Genomic DNA, 18,438 nt, shown 5'->3' on the forward strand with positions numbered 1-18,438 from the left:
CTCCTGAAATCATTGTGATTCTTCCGCCGAATCGAACAATGAGACTACCCAGCGTATGCCCTTCTGAGAAGCTTGCTGCAGAAGGCCTGCCGTTTTATCCGCTATCACATCGACTGTCGGCTTTTGTTCCTCAGGAATCAGAATCTGCTCTGGAGTTTTCGTATTATACCCATCTACCACCTTCTGAGGAAGATCTGTAGTTGGCGCAGGATTGCTATTCTGAGGCAATGGAGAAACAGGCGTATATGCACCTGTGATAGGGTCGATCACCATCGGAACATACACATAAGTCTGCCCACCTTGTGTAACCCCATTCTTAATCGGCTGTGATTGCATGCCCGTCACTTGACTGGTTGGCGTAGTCGATAGGTCGGTCCAGCCTGGCAACAGCTTAGAGACGGTTGCCCCTCCGCTGCCACTAAACTGCATACCTAAGAGTATGCCGACCCCTGCCCAAATACCGACCATAACCAGTTTTTTACCGAAACGAGACATGTAAGCCACTCCTTTTTAAATACTTGGTAATAAAGCTGTTTATTCTAAATTAAATGTCTGTAGCTTAAGAAGCTCCGTTCGACTTTTGAGGTGCTGTAGCATTGGTTTGTCCCTTGCTCTCTTGGGTTGTGGGATTCGTCGCCTTGCCAGCAGCGTTTACCTTCTCCGAGTCATGACTGCTCCAGTACACATCCGCAATAGCGTCTGCCAAAATATCAGCCGTACGCTTTAATTCCTCTGCTGTATTATCAATACCGCCCACTTCAATCAAGACACTGTTAGGTGAGAGGGTTTGGTTGTACTCCCCGTTGTTTCCTTTACCCGCAGCTTTTCCCCATATTCCGCGAGATATTCCTGGGTAACTCTTTTCAATCGTTTGATGAATCTTGTTCGCAAACTCTTCGTTCTTCTTCCAATCTTTATTCGCATGTCCAATAATAAAATACACCTGAGCGTAACTTTTCCCATCAATCACTGCAGTTGTTTTGCCATGACGCTGCGAGTCGCGGTGAATGTCGATAAGTTCACTCATTTCTTGATTTGAGCTCATCGCAGATTTAACCAGCATTCGAGAGTATTTGTAGGAAAAATTCCAGTTATAGTCGGCAATTTTTGTTAGAAAATCTTCTTTGGCATGAACTGTACCAATCCCGCGTTGTTCCAATCTTTTCGTAATATATGTTCCTACCAGCATTACATTTTTAGAAGAAACCGCAGAGCTTGGATTTTCGTTCGCTACTCCTAGTAGAGGGTTATAGGCCTCCCGAGGATGTGAATGATAGATAAGAATCCGTTTAACTGACGTATCCTTGGTATTATCTGTCTCGCTTTGCGGTTCACTCTTATCCGTACCTCCCGCAGCTCCTGATGGCTCAGGAGACGGAGCTATTGTCGCTTCAGGCTGCTGTGCTGGAGTATCTTCGGGCTTGTCCACTTCGTTTGGAACCGATGGATCACCCCCTTCCCCTCCACCCTCAGCCAGTTCATCCGTTCCCGGATGATAATCAACAGGAGCTCCTGTAGAGCCACCCGAGCCTTTTCGCAAAAGAAATGGATCATCCGCTGCCAAGCCTGGCACTTCACGAGAAACAAGACTCTTCGGATCACTTGGGTTCACACTGGTCAGCAATTGAAATACAAAGGAAGTTACTTTTTCACCTGAAAAAGCGGAAGGCTCTTTCCCTTGCGGTAAATGGGGGACCTCCATCCCCAACAGCTCCATGAAAAATCCACTCGATAGGGAGGCCGCAAGCCCCTTCATAGATGGAATGGGTGAAGAGTTCAACTTCTGTCCGGCCAATCCACCAGCGCCAAGCAGCATGAAAAATACTAGCGAACCTCCGGCCAACAGCAGCATCGTTCTTCCCAGCGATAAAGCATCCAGCACTCTTCCACGTAAACGGCCGATGTTCCAAAGCTGAAACCATTTTTTATTCATTATATTTATGTCCTCCTCCAGCCCTCTGTAATCTCTTATACTCCAAATCTATGAGCGAAAGAGAAATAGTAGAACCCTAAATGAGAGAATAGACATAGAGTCCGGCGAGATACTGTACATCAGCATCCCGCCGGACTTGTGCTAGCTATGATTCAATTAGTGGGTATAAGCGCCGACATTCTCAGGATCGACCGCATCATGCAGGGCCGCGTTCAGACCACTGGCTACAATATTGGCGATGCCTTCAATAAATTCATCGATTTCCTTAGGTGTAACGATCAAATCATGTCCTAGTGGCTCAAGTACTTCCTTCACTAATGACAATCGTTCCTGCTCAGAAATATCGTCTAGCATCCCCATAATTTCCTTGGTGTGACCAGCTCCTTGCCCGAAATGATTCTTCATCATCTCCAGTACATTATTTACAATGGTCGAAGCATAGCAAACTGTAGGAACACCGATAGCAATACAAGGAACACCCAGAATTTCCTGCGTCAATCCGCGCCGTTTATTGCCAATCCCCGAACCGGGGTGGATACCGATGTCGGCAATTTGAATCGTCGTATTGATCCGTTCAAGCGAACGAGATGCCAGCGCATCAATGGCAATAATAAGATCCGGCTTTGTACGATCCACGATCCCCTGTACAACCTCACTCGACTCGATACCGGTCAACCCTAACACCCCGGGAGCAATAGCACTTACCTTACGGTAGCCTGGAGAGACCTGATCCGGCACGAGCTCATAAAATTGCCGAGTAATGAGCGCATTCTCCACCACCAGCGGCCCCAATGAATCTGGAGTCACATTCCAGTTCCCCAATCCAACAATTAGTACAGATGCATCCTTACCAATCCCAATCCTAGTCAGGAAGTCCTCGAATTCGCGAGCAAAGACTTCAGCTACTTTTTGCTGCAAGCCAGTATCTCCATTGCGCAATGCTGGTACCTCAAGCGTGACATAATTTCCAATCGCGCGACCTATCGCCTGTGATCCGGCAGCGTTAGCCACACCAAGCCGGGTAACTTTTATCCCATCAGACTCTTCCACTTCTTCGTTTACACCAGGGATTGGCGTCCTTTGTGGCCCTTGAGCCATTTCCTTTGCCTCTAACGCCAAGTCCGTGCGTACCGAATATAGCTGCAGATCCGGTTCCATTGTTCCAGCCTCCTAAAAGTTTTGTTAGTATCGCTCCATTGAATTACTTCGGACAAAACTCACATCGGAAGCGATCCTTAGTTTTGTGAGTAGACACTTCTTTGAGTTACTTCTAACAAAAACTCAAATTGCAAGCTTCTGCCTATGCTCTTTTGTCGATAGTGTGCGAGAGAAAGCCCTTGTTTATGCAGGTTAAAATGGTTTAATTTGAAAGCTTTAAGTATTGCTTTTTACTACCGGTCATGCTAAACTATTTTAAGTTGTGAATCATTTGATAATGATTTCGAATGTCTTACAGGAGGTGAATGCAATGCCAAATATTAAATCCGCGGTTAAACGCGTAAACACGAACGAAAAACGCCGTGCACTGAACGCTTCCCAAAAATCCGCGCTTCGTACAGCTGTGAAAACTGCTGATGTAGCACTGACAGGTACGGAAGTTGAAACTGCTCAAGCTGCTTTCCAAGCTGCTTCCAAAAAGCTGGACAAGGCCGTAACTAAAGGTCTGGTTCATAAAAATGCGGCTGCCCGCAAAAAATCCCGCTTGGCGAAGAAATTGAACGCTCTTAAGGCTCAAGCCTAAGACGACATTCATAATGAGCAATTGAAGAACCTGACCGCTATGTTTCATACGGTTGGGTTTTTTTGTGCCTACTATTCTATAAATATAAGTAATAGTTTCCTTTAGACGTTAGTTGAATGAAAAAAAAACCACCTTAGAAAGGTAGTTTTCTTAAACGATCAACTTTTCTCTTTTGAATAAGTTACTTTCATTCCGATTAGGCATTTTTCATAGATGGATCATCTCCATATACTTTTTCCACTGCTTAGTTCAAGTACCTAGCCGCAACATAAACAACTCCAGACCAAGCACTTTATCTATAGCTCCTGTCTTCATCTTATAATCCAGATCAGCTAGTGCACTTAAAATTTGCCGCAGACGTTCACTTGAGAACTTGTGGGCCTGCTCCCCTGCAAGCTTTACTGCATAAGGATGAAGTCCAATCTGAGAGGCAATCTGACCTTGCGAATAACTATGTGCTGATAAATCCTTCACCTGTAAAATAATTCGGAACTGCCGCGCAACCAGCGCAGCAATCTTAATGGGTTCTTCTCGCTGCTTCAACAGCTCATACAGCGTATCAAGCGCCTTATCTAGACGCAGATTAGCGATATCCTCTACAAGCGTAAACACATTTTGTTCCGTTCCGCGATGCACCAGACTCTCTACTGCTTCTGCGTCTACGGTTCCGCCCTTACCAGCGAACAAACATAGCTTGTCCATTTCCGCGGATAAGCCCTGCAAACCTGTCCCAGCATTAGTGATAAGAATCTCTGCGGTGCCAGGTGCCATCGTACAACCCCGCTCACGAATCCCTTTCTCTACCCAGCGCAGCAGTTCTTCTGCCCCTAGCGGGTTGAAAGCTAATACCGTACCCGCCGTTTTAACAGTCTTCACAATTTTCTTACGCTCGTCCAGCTTGTCACTATTCACCATAAAGACGATCACACTGAAATCTACAGGATGCTGCAAATAATCACTTAAAATATCTATACGATGCTCAATTTTGGCATTTTCTTTTCCCGCTGTAAATAACGATGCGTCCCGCACCAGCAATAATTTACGTTCTACCATAAAAGGTACAGTCTCAGCTTCTTCTACCACAGCCTGCACCGGCGTCTCAGAGAGATCAAAGGGAATAACCGCAAAATCGCGATCCTCTTTGGCAATCAGCTGGTCTTCCAGCATTGCCGCGAATTCATTCATTCGAAATTTTTCACTGCCGTACAAAAGGTACAGCGGTGAGATTTTCCCTTGTTTGATTTCTTTTATCGCCGTTTTGGCATCCATTCCGCCACTTCCTTTTCCATTCATCTAGCCCAATTTACCCAGATTCCTATTGTAGCAAAAAAAACGACATAAATGCACATGCAAAAACGGAGAAACTCTGGCAGCCATGGCCAAAGCCCCTCCGTTTAAGCGGCGCATCTATATAAACGCCGGAGTGAGAAGCCCTAGAAACTTCCCATCCGACGGTCATACCGATGTTCTTCAAATCCTATACTTTCTAGTTCCTGTCCGGTTGCTATAGTATATTCTGAAACTTCGAAAAATGTTCCAGCCTCAATTTAATTTGTTGACGTTGAAGATGGAGTCTTCGATGGTGTCGCCCCAGGTGATGTAACCGGCGTTGAAGAAGCTGTTGCTTCCTGTACAGTGTACACCTTAGTGGTATTCACACCATCCTTCTCCGTCACATACGTGAACTGCGAGCTATCCGCCGACCATTCTCCAGAAATCCAATTTCCTTCTAATGGATAAGAAGTCACTGCTATCCTATCTTCCACTGAACCTTCGGGTGAATTCTTATAAATAACAAGCTGTAATCCAGCAAACTCAACGGCATAATGCCCATCAGGGGAAGTCCAAGTCTGTACATTAGAATCATTAGAATCATTAGAAATGTTAAAACCCATAACGCCCATTCCGAAGTCATCAGAAGTCTTTAATGATTCCTCCGTAGGTGGCGCTGAATCAGCTGCGATCCCTTTATCTATAGAAGCAGGTTGATCCTTCTTATCAGCTTTGGACTGATTATTACCGCCAGCACTAGTATCCGGAGTTTGAACTTTCGTTACAGTATCCGGCTTCGGCGTCATAATCTTCTCCGTAGGATTGGGCTTCACATTATTTGTTGGTTCTGGTATCGACCGTCCTCCAGATCCAGCATTAGTTTCTGTTGGAGAAGTCGGCATCGACGCAGGGTCTACCGGCCCCATCGCTCTATCTAATGCAGCGTTATCCTCATTCACATCAGGAGCAGCTGGTAGAGCCCCCGAATCCGTTCCGCTATTAGCAGGCGCAGCCTCATATGATTCAGCAGAAGTAGAGGTTTGCGAATCAATAGCCATATTATTAGCACTATCGCTGGTCGCTTTACTACTATCCTGCATCATTTGTTCTACCTCTGCCCCAGGCATTTTATCCGGCATATTAAAAATAGCGATCCCTAATATTACGGCAGCTGCGATAGCTCCAATGCCTGTCCGTGCTGCTATAGAGGTTCCCTTGGAAGGTTTACCGCGGGAGCTTTCACGTGAAAATGGAACTACAACTGGTTCCTCGGTTCTCACAGCGCTTTGTTCACGGCTGCTTCGATCCAATTCTGCAAGCTGAGGTAAAATAGAGTCAACCAGACTAAACGGGGGTTTCACGTCTGGCAACTGCTCCAATTCTTTGGAGAGAAGTGTCAGCCGCTCAAAGACTTCCGCGCAGGAAGGACAATTATCGATATGACGGAACATCTCAACAATCTCATCTTGGCTCAAGTCTTGGTCTATATAGCGGTGCATCCATTCCATCACCTCCGCGCATTTCATCCCGATACACCACCTTTCTGGTACTCCTGAAGTCTATTCTGCAGCTGCTGTCTGGCCCTAAACAGATATGATTTCACTGTATTCAAAGGCAAATCCAGGCAGTCTGCAATCTCGTTGTAAGAAAAATCTTGTAAATAGCGCAGGACGATGACCGTCCGATGATGCTCGGGCAATTGATCAATCGCTTCACGTATATCCTCAGCTAAATAAGAGGATAGAACCTCACGTTCCACATTGTGTTTATCCTGAAACACCATTTCATGCTCATCAATAGAAACTGTAGGTTTAGTTCTTCTGAATTTATCAATGCAAATATTGGTAACGATTCGCTGAACCCACGTTTTGAACTGGGCCTTTTCCTCATATGAACCGATTTTGGTATAAACCCGGATCAAGGCCTCCTGAGATGCATCCAGCGCATCTTGTTCATTATGCAAAATGTAGAAGGCGGTTTTATATACATGCCCTTCAATTTCTCGCAATAGGGTGATTAGAGCGTCGCGATCGCCCGCTTGAGCGGCTCTGATGAGTCCCTGCTCCACCACGAAGGTTCCCCCTCTCTATGCAATCTTACTGACGCGCAAGACTGCGAATTTGTTGCAACCCTGTAATTAATATTTTTAGAATACCAAACTTTTCTTAGAACGTCATGTTAAGCCATCTTTTATAAAGCGCTATCGCACATTTCATAGCATTTCGCAGCCAATAATTCCTACTAAGCATACAGGGGAAACTTCAATCATTCAAATACTCTTTTGAATAACTTTATAACAAAAATGACACAAGTATAAACGCCTTCGGCATCCCAATAAGGCCGGCAAGCGTTTAGGTAAGAAATATCCTCCATTTCCAAAAGAAACGGCTTATCCTCCTGTCGGAAAAGAAGCCGTCAGTAAACAAGAAATAACCTTAGTATCGAGCACATAATTCTATTTATATAACACAATCTTGCAGAGCATGAACACTGCGTAGTTGTCCCTAGTTTCATCATCCACAACATACGCCTCTCCATTCTCAAAAATATGAGGGTTATTGTAATTCCTCTCTAATCTATAGATCTGGCCTTCCGTCACCTTACAACCATGGAATGCCGACGCAATTTCTACGTATTCCGCATCCTCTTCATCAGCTGCAAGATACAGCTTTTTATCATGATAAGCAGGCATATACTCACTCCCGGTCCGATAATAAACCATTCCAATTCGTAGACGTCAGTCAATCATCATAACTCTTCTACTTTATAGTTTATTGCCTTTGTCCTCATTCTATACTTTATGAATACATATAATGTAAGAAAATCTGAATGTCTGAAAATATGTATATAAAAAAGGTTGTACGGCTGACATGCGTCAGCTATACAACCTTCAATAAATCTATCTATTCGAATTAAGAAAAACAGAATTATATACCTTTTACCTCTTTAAATTTTGCCACATACTGAGCTGCAAGATCGGTAATCTGATCGTATCGACCATCCTTCGCAGGTGCAGTCAAATTACCCCCGATACCTACTGCTATACAGCCGTTGGCAATCCATTTTTCCATATTATTCAGATCCACGCCACCTGTTGGCATAATGTTCACATGCGGCATAGGGCCTTTAACCGCTTTCACATAATCCGGACCAAACGCACTGCCAGGGAACAGCTTCAGCACATCCACACCAAACTTCAATGCTTCCTTCATTTCATTTAATGTCATGCAGCCAGGCATGTACGGAATACCATAAAGATTACACATTTTAGCTGTCTCTGCTTCAAAAGAGGGACTGACCACAAATTCCGAGCCTGCAAGAATGGCTATTCTCGCCGTTAATGGATCAAGTACAGTTCCTGCTCCAATCACTGCGCGATCTCCGTACTCCGCTACCAATCGTTTAATCGCCACATCCGCATCCGGAGTAGTAAAAGTTACCTCAATATTATTCAAACCGCCTTCGATACAAGCAACGGACATTTTAAAAGCTTCCTCAGCACTATCAGCACGAATAACGGCTACAACTCCAACGGACGCCACATTCTGCAATACTTTCATTTTCTTCATCAGTAGACTCCCTTTCTATTGGTACGATCATAGATGAATATGAAATACTAATTTAGATAAACTTTTTTATTAAATTTACTAATTAAAACGATATAATCTATAATCAGATAGTAATAACAATACGGTTAACAGTCAATACATTTTTATGGTTATAGAGATATTAATTTATCAAAATGACCAACAAACTCTTGTTTTATAAGGAATTATTAGTCATTTATTTTCTTTTATCCAAAATACATTTTGGATTAAAAATCATTATTTTATTGTACAAAACCGATTTATGTGATAATTTCAAATTATACATCATTATACTGGGATAAATTCATTACCCTAGGAGGAACTCAAATGAGTAAACAGTTGGATGCCGTCACTTTCGGGGAGCCGATGGCGATGTTTTATGCGAATGAAACGGGTCCCCTGCATGAAGTATTTTCGTTCTCCAAAGCGTTGGCAGGTGCCGAGAGCAATGTTGCTACAGGCTTATCGCGCTTAAATCATCCTACAGGTTATGTTACGAAGCTTGGCGAAGATAACTTTGGTCATTTCATTGCTCAAGCAATGAAGAAAGAGAACATTGATACCACCAACATTACTTTTACTAAAGAAAATTCAACAGGTATGTTAATCAAATCAAAGGTTGTTACAGGCGATCCTAAAGTCGAATACTTCCGCAAAAATTCCGCGGCCTCCAAGCTTAGTCTGGTTGATTTTGACGAGGCATACTTTAATGCTGCAGGACATTTACACGTAACAAGTATCTCCGCCGCCTTATCCAAGAGCTGTCATGAATTCTCTGTTCATGCTATGGAGTTTATGAAGCGACAAGGAAAGACGGTCTCTCTCGATCCAAATCTGCGCCCTAGCTTATGGCCGGATACAGAAACAATGGTGAAGACGATCAATGATCTGGCTACACGCTGTGATTGGTTCCTTCCAGGACTCGGTGAAGGCAAGATTCTTACAGGTCTAAGTACGCCAGAAGAGATTGCGGACTATTATCTGGCGCGTGGCGTCAGCTTAGTCGTCATCAAGCTCGGGCCTGAAGGCGCTTACTATAAATCCGCTGAAGGAGAAGATTATGTAGACGGGTTTAAGGTAGAGCAGGTCGTTGATACCGTAGGTGCAGGTGATGGGTTTGCCGTTGGTGTAATCAGTGCGATGCTGGAAAAGCTTCCGATTGTTGAGGCCGTCAAACGTGGCAATGCGATCGGTGCGTTAGCCGTTATGTCGCCTGGCGATATGGATGGACTTCCGACCCGTGAGGAGCTTGCGAAGTTTATGCAGCAGGAGGTTTAAGCACATAGATTTGAGTCAGCTTTCGCAACATAATCTCAGTAAACTTCTGTAATTCTCATAAATAGCTGAATACAACTAAATCTACACAACATAGCTGTACTCTATACAACTATATCGAGTCAAAATCGTTTTTTCTCGGCTTTAATTGCACTTTATACATTTAAAAACCAGGTGAACATCGCTGTCAGCAATTTCCCGCAGAAATAACTGCACAAAATACAATTAAACTCTCAATCCAGGAAGCACAAACTAAAATAGTTGCAGAAAGTACAATTAACCACAAGATGAAACAACAACGTTACAGCCTTATAGTCTAGCAGCTCTGGAGTTTTATTATTAAAAAATGCCGTCTCACAGTTGATCTGTGGAACGGCATTTTTTATGCTTCTATAGCTTGTAGTCAGTTATATAACTTCACAGACTGTCCTTGTTGCAAGGTCGGCGGAAAACGATAAGTGATAGGAACAGAAGCACCTTTATCCTCGATACAAGAGAGTATAATCTTAGCGGCTTGCATGCCCATTTCGTAAGCAGGCTGACGAATTGTTGTAATGACCGGATTATAAATTTGCGCGAACTCCGCATCATCTATACCGATGACAGACAATTGTTCCGGAATAGCGATGGCATTTCGATTCGCATATTTCAGGATCTCCGCTAGCGTGATATCGTTCGTAGCCAATAACGCTGTCGGAGGTTCCGGCAACGCTAAAAGGCGCTTCAGTCCTGCAGCTAATTCTTCTTTTGGCACACTACAAATATACTCCTCACGAAGCGTTAGGTCCGCTTCTTCCATTGCTTTTTTATAACCACTGATCCGCTCTTTACGAGGGGTAATCGCATGCTCCCCTAGCGGCAGGGTGACCAGAGCAATTCGCGCATGGCCTTGCTGTGTAAGCTGTCCCACACCTATCTTGGCCGCCATTTCATTGTCGAGCAGCAAACTCTGCGTAGTGATTCCATCTACCAGACGATCCATAAACACTAACGGAAAATCCGCCTCTATTAGTCGGCTGTATGCAGATGGATTGTTCCCCGTCGGAAAAATAATCAAACCGTCCACCTGGCGGGCAACTAAGGTTTCGACGTACTTGCTTTCTTTATCCGCATTCTCATCGGCATTGCATATGATTACTTGGATTCCGTGTTGCTGCAGCTCGTTCTCGATCGCCCGGATACATTGAATAGACAGCGAATAATCGATATTAGCAACGATGATTCCGACCATATGCGTCCGATTCTGTTTCAGACTGCGCGCAAGTCCATTCGGTTGATAATTGAGCTCCTCAATCACAGCCTCGATCCGGTTTTTCGTCGCTTCACTCATATATTTAAAACGTTTGTTCAAAAATTGGGAAACCGTACTCTTCGACACTCCCGCTTTTTGAGCCACATCATCAATCGTTAACTTCTTCATCACTTCGGCTCCACTCTTCTCAAAAGAAAATTACTTTATCAAAAAGTATAGCTTTTATTGGGTGAATTATCTACTAAGGAGTATTGTTCATAAAATCCATATAAAGCTTATTTTGTTGCTCTTCCGATAAAAAAGCCCAATTCTCATCCAGCCACCCCAATCCAGCTTTCATAAGAATATCCGCTTTACGTTGTTCCCCGCCCACTTTATAATCCATGATTAGTGTTTCTCCCTTAATCTCTTTAAACCCAATTGCTATAGCAGATGTTGGAATGCTCATGGTCTCCATATCATAAAGTACGGTTTTCTCTTTGTACTTTTTATCCCCTGCATATTCTAAGTAACTAAGTACGAGCTGCTCATGCTCCTTATCAACAGCAATGATTGACTTGTAATCTAATAGTGTATCATCAAAGGATTTAAGCGTGATCGGTACCACAGTTTCCCCTGCCGCTGCTTTTTTAACATTAAGCATTGAAAATTCACCATCCTCATACATACCTACACCAAGAGTCTTTTTGTAAGAAGTTAACAGGACATATTCTCCCGCTTCAAAAACCCCACTCAAATATTGATAAGTACTTGCCCCTCCCGCATAAAGAGGAAAAGTATATATCCTAGTAGCCGAAGAAGCCGATAGCTCCGTCTGGTCCTTCGAGCTCAGGTAAAGGGTGAACGGCTCTGTAGGATGTGTGTACTTTGGCTTCTTGTAGTCAACCATCGGGGGTGGCGGCGACCAAAGGATTCCCGCTGTTGTCTCCACGGCATATGCTTTAGTCTTATCTCTGCTCATTGGCAAAGGCATGTAGTATTTCTTACCGCTAATCTCAAACTCTGCTGGGCTTGTCGGAGGCTCTGACGCTTTGTCATTAGTAACAGGAGTAGAAGAAGGCAGTATCGCTGCGGCTTGTGACTGCACCGATGAAGATTGGACTGGACCCTGACTCTTCCATGCACCTATAGGCAAGTTAAGTGCACCTATCAACAAAATCATAGCCACACTGGTCAGTAGCAAACTTTTGTTTATTCGATAACGTCTGTGATTTTTATTTTTAAGCGTAGCAGCCTGTTCGATCTGAATCATCAGCTCAGGTGTAAAGCCATCTTCAATAAAAGGTTTTTTGCCTGCTTGCGCATACCAATCATTCTGTCCGATCATCACCGGGTTACTGTCATCAGCTTTGCCTCTCATTCTCTCTCCTCCTTCTGGATGGCTTGCTTAACCTTCTCCCTCGCTCGCGCGAGTCGAGATTTCACAGTCCCCTGAGCTATATTCAGCAAATCAGACATTTCGGCAATCGATAGTCCATGCTGAATATCCAGTACAAGCACCTCTCTGTTCTTATCTGGTAGGTTCATAATCATTTCCCAGATTCGGTTCGCATACTGATTTCCGAGCGCTTCTCTTTCCGCAGACGGAGCATTTACAGTAACAGGTTGATCTCCAAATGGTATGAATCTGCGCCAAAAGCTATTTTTACTCCAACTAAAGGCTGTATTTCTAGTAATCGTGAGTAGCCAAGTTTTCATCGACGATTGTCCCCGGTACTTCCCCACATTTTTATATGCCTTCAAAAACACTTCTTGGCTAATATCATTCGCTTGCTCACGGCTTCTAGTTAAGAAAAAAGCATAATTCCACACATCCGATCCATACTCCTCCATCATTTCCCGCAAGGTCATTTCGGACGCATACGCTTCTGCATATGGCATATCTTCGCTTAGCATGTTTCGTCTCACCCCTTGCCAATAAGACTTTCCAAACTTGAAAAAGTTCCCTTTAAAATAAATAATTAGGTCATATATTACTTAACAGCATAATCTCTATATCTGTCTATTAAAAAGCACCACCGATGAACGCTTAAACGTCATCAGTGGTGCTCGCAAGTCGGATTGGAGAGCTGAATATATCTGTAAATAGCTTTCTATTGCATTTCGTGCAATAGAACTTGATTTTCCAACCCCATAAAGAGATTCTGTTGCACTTCATGCAATAGATACTATTAAAATTCAGAGAAATAGGCGTTTTCCCTCATTTTGAGTGTACAAAGTGCAACAAAATGAAGATCCAGCTATCTTGGATTGCGTTCTATTGCACAAAATGCAATGCCTCCACCAACTTATATCGCACTTCAATTCCCTTCGCCCGCACCCGCATCTGTATCTCCCCCTGCTGATCCGTCCGGAATATAGATGCTTGGTTATCTCGCAATCGCTCCAACACCTCAGCTTTCGGGTGACCATACAGATTATTGACACCCGCAGAAATCACCGCTGCTGCAGGCTGCCAGAAGTCAAGCCAAGCTTCGCCAGAGGATGTCTTGCTCCCATGGTGAGCCACCTTCAGCACCTCAATGACAGGTCCAGTGCTGATCCCCTTTTTCTTAGCCTGCTCTACAATCTCTTCCTCGGCTTCCAAATCCATATCTCCGGTGAATAGAAAGTTTCTACCATTCATCTCTAAGCGAAAAGCTACCGAATCGTGGTTCTGGTCTTCCAGTAGAGGAATGCCATTCTGATAAGGAGTACCCGACGCTTCTCCATCCCTTCCCTCCGGCCATAAAAAGGACAGCTCCGTCTGATCATCCGGGGAAAGGGTCATTCCTTGATGCACAGCATACAACTGAACATCCCTCTCTAGTGCAGTCCTCATCATCCCCATATAAAACTCGCGATCAACTAACGTTCCATTAAAAAGCAACGCCGAAACTGGAATTTCTTCCAACACGGCTTGGAGTCCTCCGGCATGGTCCTGATCTCCATGTGTCAAAATAATCGCATCTAAACGGTGGATACCACGTTTTTTCAGCAGAGGCACCAGCACTTTAGCGCCAACCTCGAACGGACTTCGGCGAACGCGCCACTCTTCTTTTTGACCAAAGTTTAAGGTTCCACCACCGTCCACTAGAATATGTGCTCCGCTCGGTGTAGTGATGAGAATGCTGTCGCCTTGTCCAATATCCAGATAACTAATTGTACCTCTACCAGCTTGACCATCCGACTGATAACCCCTATACAGCAACATCCCCAGCCCAACCGCCAATAGTAGAACAATCGCTCCGCTCCAGCGTCCAACCTTAGAAGCACCAACAGTAAGCTGTGCATTCCCCACTCTCCCAAACCCGCCGTGACTGTTCACAGATAAACCAGCCTCCGCTAAAGGTCTCGTCTCATCCTCCATATATTGAGGTGCAGAACGAGCTTCCTTTCCTAGCTTGGCAACATACAGCAGACCATACAACAAATCATAGTACACCCCGATCCACAGCAGTGAAGGCGAGCCCCAAATCAGTACTCCACCGGTAAATTTGTTGATCCATTCCACTGCGTAGAAAGTAAAGTTATTCAGCAGCTCCGTAACATGCGCCAGTACGTTTGCAGCATCTTCCCACAGTCGTCCAAGCAGTAGCGCAAGCGTCCCTAGCGGCAATACTACAAAGGTAATAAAAGGTACAAAGACCAAATTGGCGACAAAGGACAGTAGCGAAAACTGATTAAAATAATAAATCGTGAGCGGGAAAGAAACTAATTGGGCCACTAACGTCACAGAGACCGCACCTTTAAGCCAGCGTGGCAGTATGCTCAAAAGAGGATTCATAAGCGGAACGTAGACCATCAAACCCAGGGTCACTAGAAAAGACAACTGGAAGCTGACACTGAGCAGCATATAAGGATTCCAGATCAACATAACCAGTGCCGATGCCGCCAAAATATTCAGTCCATCCTTCAACATTCCAACTCTTGCAGCGAGCAAGGCAATCATACTCATCAGCCCCGCACGCACAATGGACGGACCCGCACCAGACAAGAGGACGTATACCGGAACGAGTAAGAAAGTGAGCGTTAGTGCGGTCTCTTTTGTCAGGCGTAAGCGTCTGAACAGAAATAAAAGAACGCCTACATACACCGCTACATGCATACCTGAAATAGCGAGAATATGCGTCAAACCGAGCTGGGAGAACTGCTTAAAAGTATCCGGATCGAGATCATCCTGCATCCCAATGATTAAGCCCTTCATGTACCCAGAGTGGCGTCCTTGAAAAAGATGGTCCAGCTCCGCACCAAGGGCCGTTCGCGCGCTGTCATTTAAGCGAAGAATCGTTAACGGACTCCATGAATCTGGCACGGTTACCCTTACATTTTCCGCTCCCTGCCCCTTCAATAGCCAATGAATCTTCTTCGTATGTAAATAGGTACGATAATCGAAGCCTCCAAAATTACGCGCTACTGCCGGCTCTTCCAGCACGCCATTAAGTAGCACCTCATCCCCTCTTCGCCACTCCGCAGCGACAGCAATTTCTTGCTTGGCCAGAAGCTTGATCTGCACCAAGATTAACTCACCCTCCACTTTTCCACCCTGCTCTTCCACAGGATCAGATGCTTTTTCATCCCCCTCTTTAAGCAGCTTCATATGTGAGAGCTTCATTATAAAATCAACCCGATCCCCATCCCGTTCCACGACGGAAACGATCGTGCCTCTAGCTTCCACGGGACTCCCATTCAGCTCTGCAATCGTACTACCCAGCGCCTCAGGTATTCCGCTAATATTGCGAGCTTCGCTCCACTCCCAATATCCAGCTGCTAAAGAAATAGAAAAACATAACACCGCTATGTATTTCCAGCCCATCGTTCCCCACACCCTCAGACTCACCAGTAAAAGTATTAATCCAACCCACGCTAACAGCAGTCCGTTCCCTGAGCATAAGCAAGCCGCTGCGCTTCCAGCCACCCAACATACTGTAAAGCTTAACAAGGGTCTTTCCTTCACGCGCCCATCCCCCTTTCACAATACTGGATACAAAAAAAAGAACCTCTACATACGCCATAAAAGCGCACGAGAGGTTCTTCCTCAAGTCATCTTATTAAATTGGTGTTATACAGATCAGCTATTCCGATACTTTGATCATCGTTTCACTTGGCGGCTCATAGTTCTCCAATTGACGAAATATGATACCCTTGGCAGCCATCATCGCTTCAACCTTTTCCATATCCTTACGGTAAGGTCGGTAATACACGATTTCCACGATACCACTGTTCGCCAGCATATTAGCGCAGGTCCAGCAAGGCTCATCTGTCACATAGACGGTACTGCCTTCCCGATCGATTCGGTCTGTAAATAGCAATAGATTCTGTTCCGCATGAATCGTCCGGATACAGCGCTGTTTCTTCACCATTGTCTCTACGCCATCCACAATTTCCATTTCATATTGCTCCGAGAGCATACAGCCTGCCTCTGAACAATCAGGTACGCCCATTGGCGCCCCGTTGTACGCTGTTCCTAGCAACTTCTTGCCTTGTACCAGCACAGCACCCACATGTCGGCGATTACAGCGTGAACGAGTTGAGACCATGCAGGCAATGTCCATGAAATAAGTATCCCAGTCTTTACGATAAGCAGCAGTCATAATCAATCTCCATATCCTTCTAAATAGTTGTTAACTATTGTAGCACAACCCCGCAAGTATTCACTAGGACAACGGTTGTAGCACATTCAACAGTACCTTCAATACCCTTTTATCTTCAAAATATTACTAAAGGCTTTAGCTTTTCCAGCATTTTGGGCCCGATCCCCTTCACCTTCCCCAAATCTGACAGACTACGAAAAGCCCCTTCACGGTTGCGGTATTCGATTATAGTCTGGGCCTTCTTCTCTCCGATGCCCGGAAGATCCATCAGCTCCTTAGCACCCGCAGTGTTCACATTTATTTTACCTTCCTGCGAAGCGACTGACGTGGTAACCTCAAGCGCCTCCAAAGCATTCTCTCCAGTAACTGTTGTCCCTTTTTCATCTACTGGAGTCGGGACAGTATGATCTACTTGTGCAGTATCCTTCAACTTCTGAGCAGCATCAGACTTATCACTAACTTCAGCCTTTCCAGCACTATCAGTTTTTCCAGAAGCATCAGTCTTCCCAATAGCTTCGGCTCCCACTGTAACTTTCCCAGCACTTTGCTTATCTACCTTCGTCTGCTGGCCTCCCACTTTGCCCTCTGTAGCCGAAGCTTCACCTGGCTCAGCGACTCCAATCGCCTGTTCCATGCTTGCATTCAAGGTTTCCCATCCGGCAATGCCGGAATCCCCCTTGCTCCCTGCAGACCATAGCAACCCACCACCCAGTAGAGCTACAACCACTCCGAGCACTATATTCCCTTTATTCAAAATGCGCTCCCCCTCACGAAAATTCGTCCTATACTTTTTTGTGAATCTTCATACATTCCTTTAATTGGAATTCCCTTTAATAATTCATACAAAACCTGTCATTTGTCCAAGGCTATCCTGCATACATATAACGAAGAGAATTCATGTCAGTTAGTAAAAAGCAATGCTAGAAAGGAGGAACCACAGGTGAAAGTAGGATTTATCGGAACAGGCAGCATGGGCAGCCTGCTGATCGACGCCTTTCTTTCTTCCGGAGCGCTAGAACCGTGTGATGTGCTTGCCAGCAACCGCAGCCTGAATAAGCTGCTGGAGCTTGAGAAGCGTCACCCCGGCATTTCCATTTGCGGAAGCAATAGGGAGACAGCGTTAGGAAGTGATATCATTTTTTTATGCGTAAAGCCACTTGAATTTAAAACATTAACAGATGAGATCGGCTCATGTCTCCGGAGTGAGCAAATTGTCGTATCCATTACAAGTCCAGTTCAATTGCATCATCTGGAATCCGCTTTGCCGTCCAAAATTGCCAAGATCATCCCAAGCATTACGCACTGCGTCAAGAGTGGGACTTCACTGTGCATATTTGGCAGCAGGCTTAATAAAGAAGACAGGCTTGTACTGCTACAGCTATTGTCTTTCATAGGTGTTCCCTTAGAAATCCAAGAAGCACATACCCGAATCGCTTCTGATTTCTCCAGCTGTGGACCTGCGTTCTTAAGCTATTTCATTGAGCGCTGGATAGAAGCAGCCGTTGAGGCCACTGGAATTAAAGAGACATTAATCAGCCGACTCGCTGGTGAAATGCTGCTTGGAACAGGCAAATTACTGACAGAAGGGGAGTTTACCCCGCAAGAGCTTCAAGAACGGGTCGCTGTTCGCGGTGGCATTACTGCAGAAGCGTTAAGCCACTTACGTACCAGTCTAGATGGTGTATTTGAACGCCTCATCACGACAACGCATGATAAATATGATGAGGATGTTATTAAGCTTGATGAGCTATTCGGCCACGACACTATTAATCAGGGTCCTAAAGAACGTTAGAACAACAAAGCCC

At 44.9% G+C, this 18,438-nt stretch carries 17 protein-coding genes; 3 read left to right on the forward strand and 14 right to left on the reverse strand.

The window, feature by feature from the left end; translation table 11 throughout:
• Window positions 1–9: 9 nt before the first annotated feature.
• From NSS87_RS24160 to gpr, 3 genes are all read right to left on the reverse strand, one after another.
• Window positions 10–495, reverse strand: coding sequence for a hypothetical protein (locus NSS87_RS24160; RefSeq protein WP_076299687.1), 486 nt, complete (start codon window positions 493–495; stop codon window positions 10–12).
• Between the two features lie 64 nt (window positions 496–559).
• A complete protein-coding gene (locus NSS87_RS24165) occupies window positions 560–1,933 on the reverse strand; it encodes a stage II sporulation protein P (protein ID WP_339243238.1) in 1,374 nt (457 codons plus the stop codon).
• 156 nt (window positions 1,934–2,089) lie between these two features.
• Window positions 2,090–3,091 carry a GPR endopeptidase gene (gene gpr, locus NSS87_RS24170; protein ID WP_042191024.1) on the reverse strand — a complete coding sequence of 334 codons (1,002 nt, stop codon included), beginning with the start codon at window positions 3,089–3,091 and terminating at the stop codon, window positions 2,090–2,092.
• Window positions 3,092–3,401: 310 nt separating this feature from the next.
• Between gpr and rpsT the strand changes: the two genes are divergently transcribed.
• The gene (rpsT, locus tag NSS87_RS24175; RefSeq protein ID WP_042130412.1) at window positions 3,402–3,674 is read left to right on the forward strand and encodes a 30S ribosomal protein S20; all 273 of its coding nucleotides are present in this window, start codon (window positions 3,402–3,404) and stop codon (window positions 3,672–3,674) included.
• Between the two features lie 249 nt (window positions 3,675–3,923).
• On the opposite strand, the gene holA is transcribed toward rpsT, so the two are convergent.
• The 5 genes from holA to NSS87_RS24200 form a co-directional block, all read right to left on the reverse strand.
• Window positions 3,924–4,943, reverse strand: a complete 1,020-nt coding sequence (holA, locus tag NSS87_RS24180; RefSeq protein ID WP_339243241.1) for a DNA polymerase III subunit delta — start codon at window positions 4,941–4,943, stop codon at window positions 3,924–3,926.
• A 278-nt stretch (window positions 4,944–5,221) separates the two neighbouring features.
• Window positions 5,222–6,472 (reverse strand): zf-HC2 domain-containing protein, encoded by a 1,251-nt coding sequence (locus NSS87_RS24185; protein ID WP_339243242.1) that lies wholly within the window; start codon window positions 6,470–6,472, stop codon window positions 5,222–5,224.
• Window positions 6,469–7,017, reverse strand: coding sequence for a sigma-70 family RNA polymerase sigma factor (locus NSS87_RS24190; RefSeq protein WP_036677530.1), 549 nt, complete (start codon window positions 7,015–7,017; stop codon window positions 6,469–6,471). Before NSS87_RS24190 ends, NSS87_RS24185 begins: the two co-directional genes overlap by 4 nt.
• Window positions 7,018–7,401: 384 nt before the next feature.
• Window positions 7,402–7,638 carry a hypothetical protein gene (locus NSS87_RS24195; RefSeq protein WP_042191032.1) on the reverse strand — a complete coding sequence of 79 codons (237 nt, stop codon included), beginning with the start codon at window positions 7,636–7,638 and terminating at the stop codon, window positions 7,402–7,404.
• A 235-nt stretch (window positions 7,639–7,873) separates the two neighbouring features.
• Window positions 7,874–8,515 carry a bifunctional 2-keto-4-hydroxyglutarate aldolase/2-keto-3-deoxy-6-phosphogluconate aldolase gene (locus tag NSS87_RS24200; protein WP_042130419.1) on the reverse strand — a complete coding sequence of 214 codons (642 nt, stop codon included), beginning with the start codon at window positions 8,513–8,515 and terminating at the stop codon, window positions 7,874–7,876.
• A gap of 345 nt (window positions 8,516–8,860) precedes the next feature.
• Here NSS87_RS24200 and NSS87_RS24205 point away from each other — a divergent pair, with 345 nt between their 5' ends.
• Window positions 8,861–9,811: a sugar kinase gene (locus tag NSS87_RS24205; RefSeq protein WP_339243245.1), complete on the forward strand. Its 951-nt coding sequence runs from the start codon at window positions 8,861–8,863 to the stop codon at window positions 9,809–9,811.
• A 400-nt stretch (window positions 9,812–10,211) separates the two neighbouring features.
• On the opposite strand, the gene NSS87_RS24210 is transcribed toward NSS87_RS24205, so the two are convergent.
• The 6 genes from NSS87_RS24210 to NSS87_RS24235 form a co-directional block, all read right to left on the reverse strand.
• Window positions 10,212–11,228, reverse strand: coding sequence for a LacI family DNA-binding transcriptional regulator (locus tag NSS87_RS24210; RefSeq protein WP_339243247.1), 1,017 nt, complete (start codon window positions 11,226–11,228; stop codon window positions 10,212–10,214).
• Window positions 11,229–11,301: 73 nt separating this feature from the next.
• Entirely contained in the window at window positions 11,302–12,420 is a 1,119-nt protein-coding gene (locus tag NSS87_RS24215; protein ID WP_339243249.1) for a hypothetical protein, read from the reverse strand.
• Complete coding sequence (locus NSS87_RS24220; protein ID WP_042191039.1) at window positions 12,417–12,956, reverse strand: RNA polymerase sigma factor; 540 nt, start codon at window positions 12,954–12,956, stop codon at window positions 12,417–12,419. Before NSS87_RS24220 ends, NSS87_RS24215 begins: the two co-directional genes overlap by 4 nt.
• Window positions 12,957–13,317: 361 nt before the next feature.
• On the reverse strand, window positions 13,318–15,996 hold the full coding sequence (locus NSS87_RS24225; RefSeq protein ID WP_339243250.1) for a ComEC/Rec2 family competence protein: 2,679 nt from the start codon (window positions 15,994–15,996) through the stop codon (window positions 13,318–13,320).
• A gap of 118 nt (window positions 15,997–16,114) precedes the next feature.
• On the reverse strand, window positions 16,115–16,633 hold the full coding sequence (locus NSS87_RS24230; protein ID WP_042191041.1) for a dCMP deaminase family protein: 519 nt from the start codon (window positions 16,631–16,633) through the stop codon (window positions 16,115–16,117).
• A 115-nt stretch (window positions 16,634–16,748) separates the two neighbouring features.
• The gene (locus NSS87_RS24235) at window positions 16,749–17,387 is read right to left on the reverse strand and encodes a helix-hairpin-helix domain-containing protein (RefSeq protein ID WP_339243252.1); all 639 of its coding nucleotides are present in this window, start codon (window positions 17,385–17,387) and stop codon (window positions 16,749–16,751) included.
• 186 nt (window positions 17,388–17,573) lie between these two features.
• Between NSS87_RS24235 and comER the strand changes: the two genes are divergently transcribed.
• Window positions 17,574–18,425: a late competence protein ComER gene (comER, locus tag NSS87_RS24240; protein WP_339243254.1), complete on the forward strand. Its 852-nt coding sequence runs from the start codon at window positions 17,574–17,576 to the stop codon at window positions 18,423–18,425.
• Window positions 18,426–18,438: the final 13 nt, after the last annotated feature.

The organism is Paenibacillus sp. FSL F4-0243 (assembly GCF_037963295.1).
Lineage (GTDB): Bacteria > Bacillota > Bacilli > Paenibacillales > Paenibacillaceae > Paenibacillus_AQ.

Excerpts from the sequence above, each read along its gene's own strand:
- gpr (WP_042191024.1), bottom strand. The coding sequence starts at position 3,091 with ATGGAACCGGATCTGCAGCTATATTCGGTACGCACGGACTTGGCGTTA.
- rpsT (WP_042130412.1), top strand. The coding sequence starts at position 3,402 with ATGCCAAATATTAAATCCGCGGTTAAACGCGTAAACACGAACGAAAAA.
- NSS87_RS24160 (WP_076299687.1), bottom strand. The coding sequence starts at position 495 with ATGTCTCGTTTCGGTAAAAAACTGGTTATGGTCGGTATTTGGGCAGGG.
- NSS87_RS24205 (WP_339243245.1), top strand. The coding sequence starts at position 8,861 with ATGAGTAAACAGTTGGATGCCGTCACTTTCGGGGAGCCGATGGCGATG.
- NSS87_RS24220 (WP_042191039.1), bottom strand. The coding sequence starts at position 12,956 with ATGCTAAGCGAAGATATGCCATATGCAGAAGCGTATGCGTCCGAAATG.
- NSS87_RS24185 (WP_339243242.1), bottom strand. The coding sequence starts at position 6,472 with ATGAAATGCGCGGAGGTGATGGAATGGATGCACCGCTATATAGACCAA.
- NSS87_RS24230 (WP_042191041.1), bottom strand. The coding sequence starts at position 16,633 with ATGACTGCTGCTTATCGTAAAGACTGGGATACTTATTTCATGGACATT.
- NSS87_RS24195 (WP_042191032.1), bottom strand. The coding sequence starts at position 7,638 with ATGCCTGCTTATCATGATAAAAAGCTGTATCTTGCAGCTGATGAAGAG.
- NSS87_RS24210 (WP_339243247.1), bottom strand. The coding sequence starts at position 11,228 with ATGAAGAAGTTAACGATTGATGATGTGGCTCAAAAAGCGGGAGTGTCG.
- holA (WP_339243241.1), bottom strand. The coding sequence starts at position 4,943 with ATGGATGCCAAAACGGCGATAAAAGAAATCAAACAAGGGAAAATCTCA.
- NSS87_RS24200 (WP_042130419.1), bottom strand. The coding sequence starts at position 8,515 with ATGAAGAAAATGAAAGTATTGCAGAATGTGGCGTCCGTTGGAGTTGTA.
- NSS87_RS24215 (WP_339243249.1), bottom strand. The coding sequence starts at position 12,420 with ATGAGAGGCAAAGCTGATGACAGTAACCCGGTGATGATCGGACAGAAT.
- NSS87_RS24165 (WP_339243238.1), bottom strand. The coding sequence starts at position 1,933 with ATGAATAAAAAATGGTTTCAGCTTTGGAACATCGGCCGTTTACGTGGA.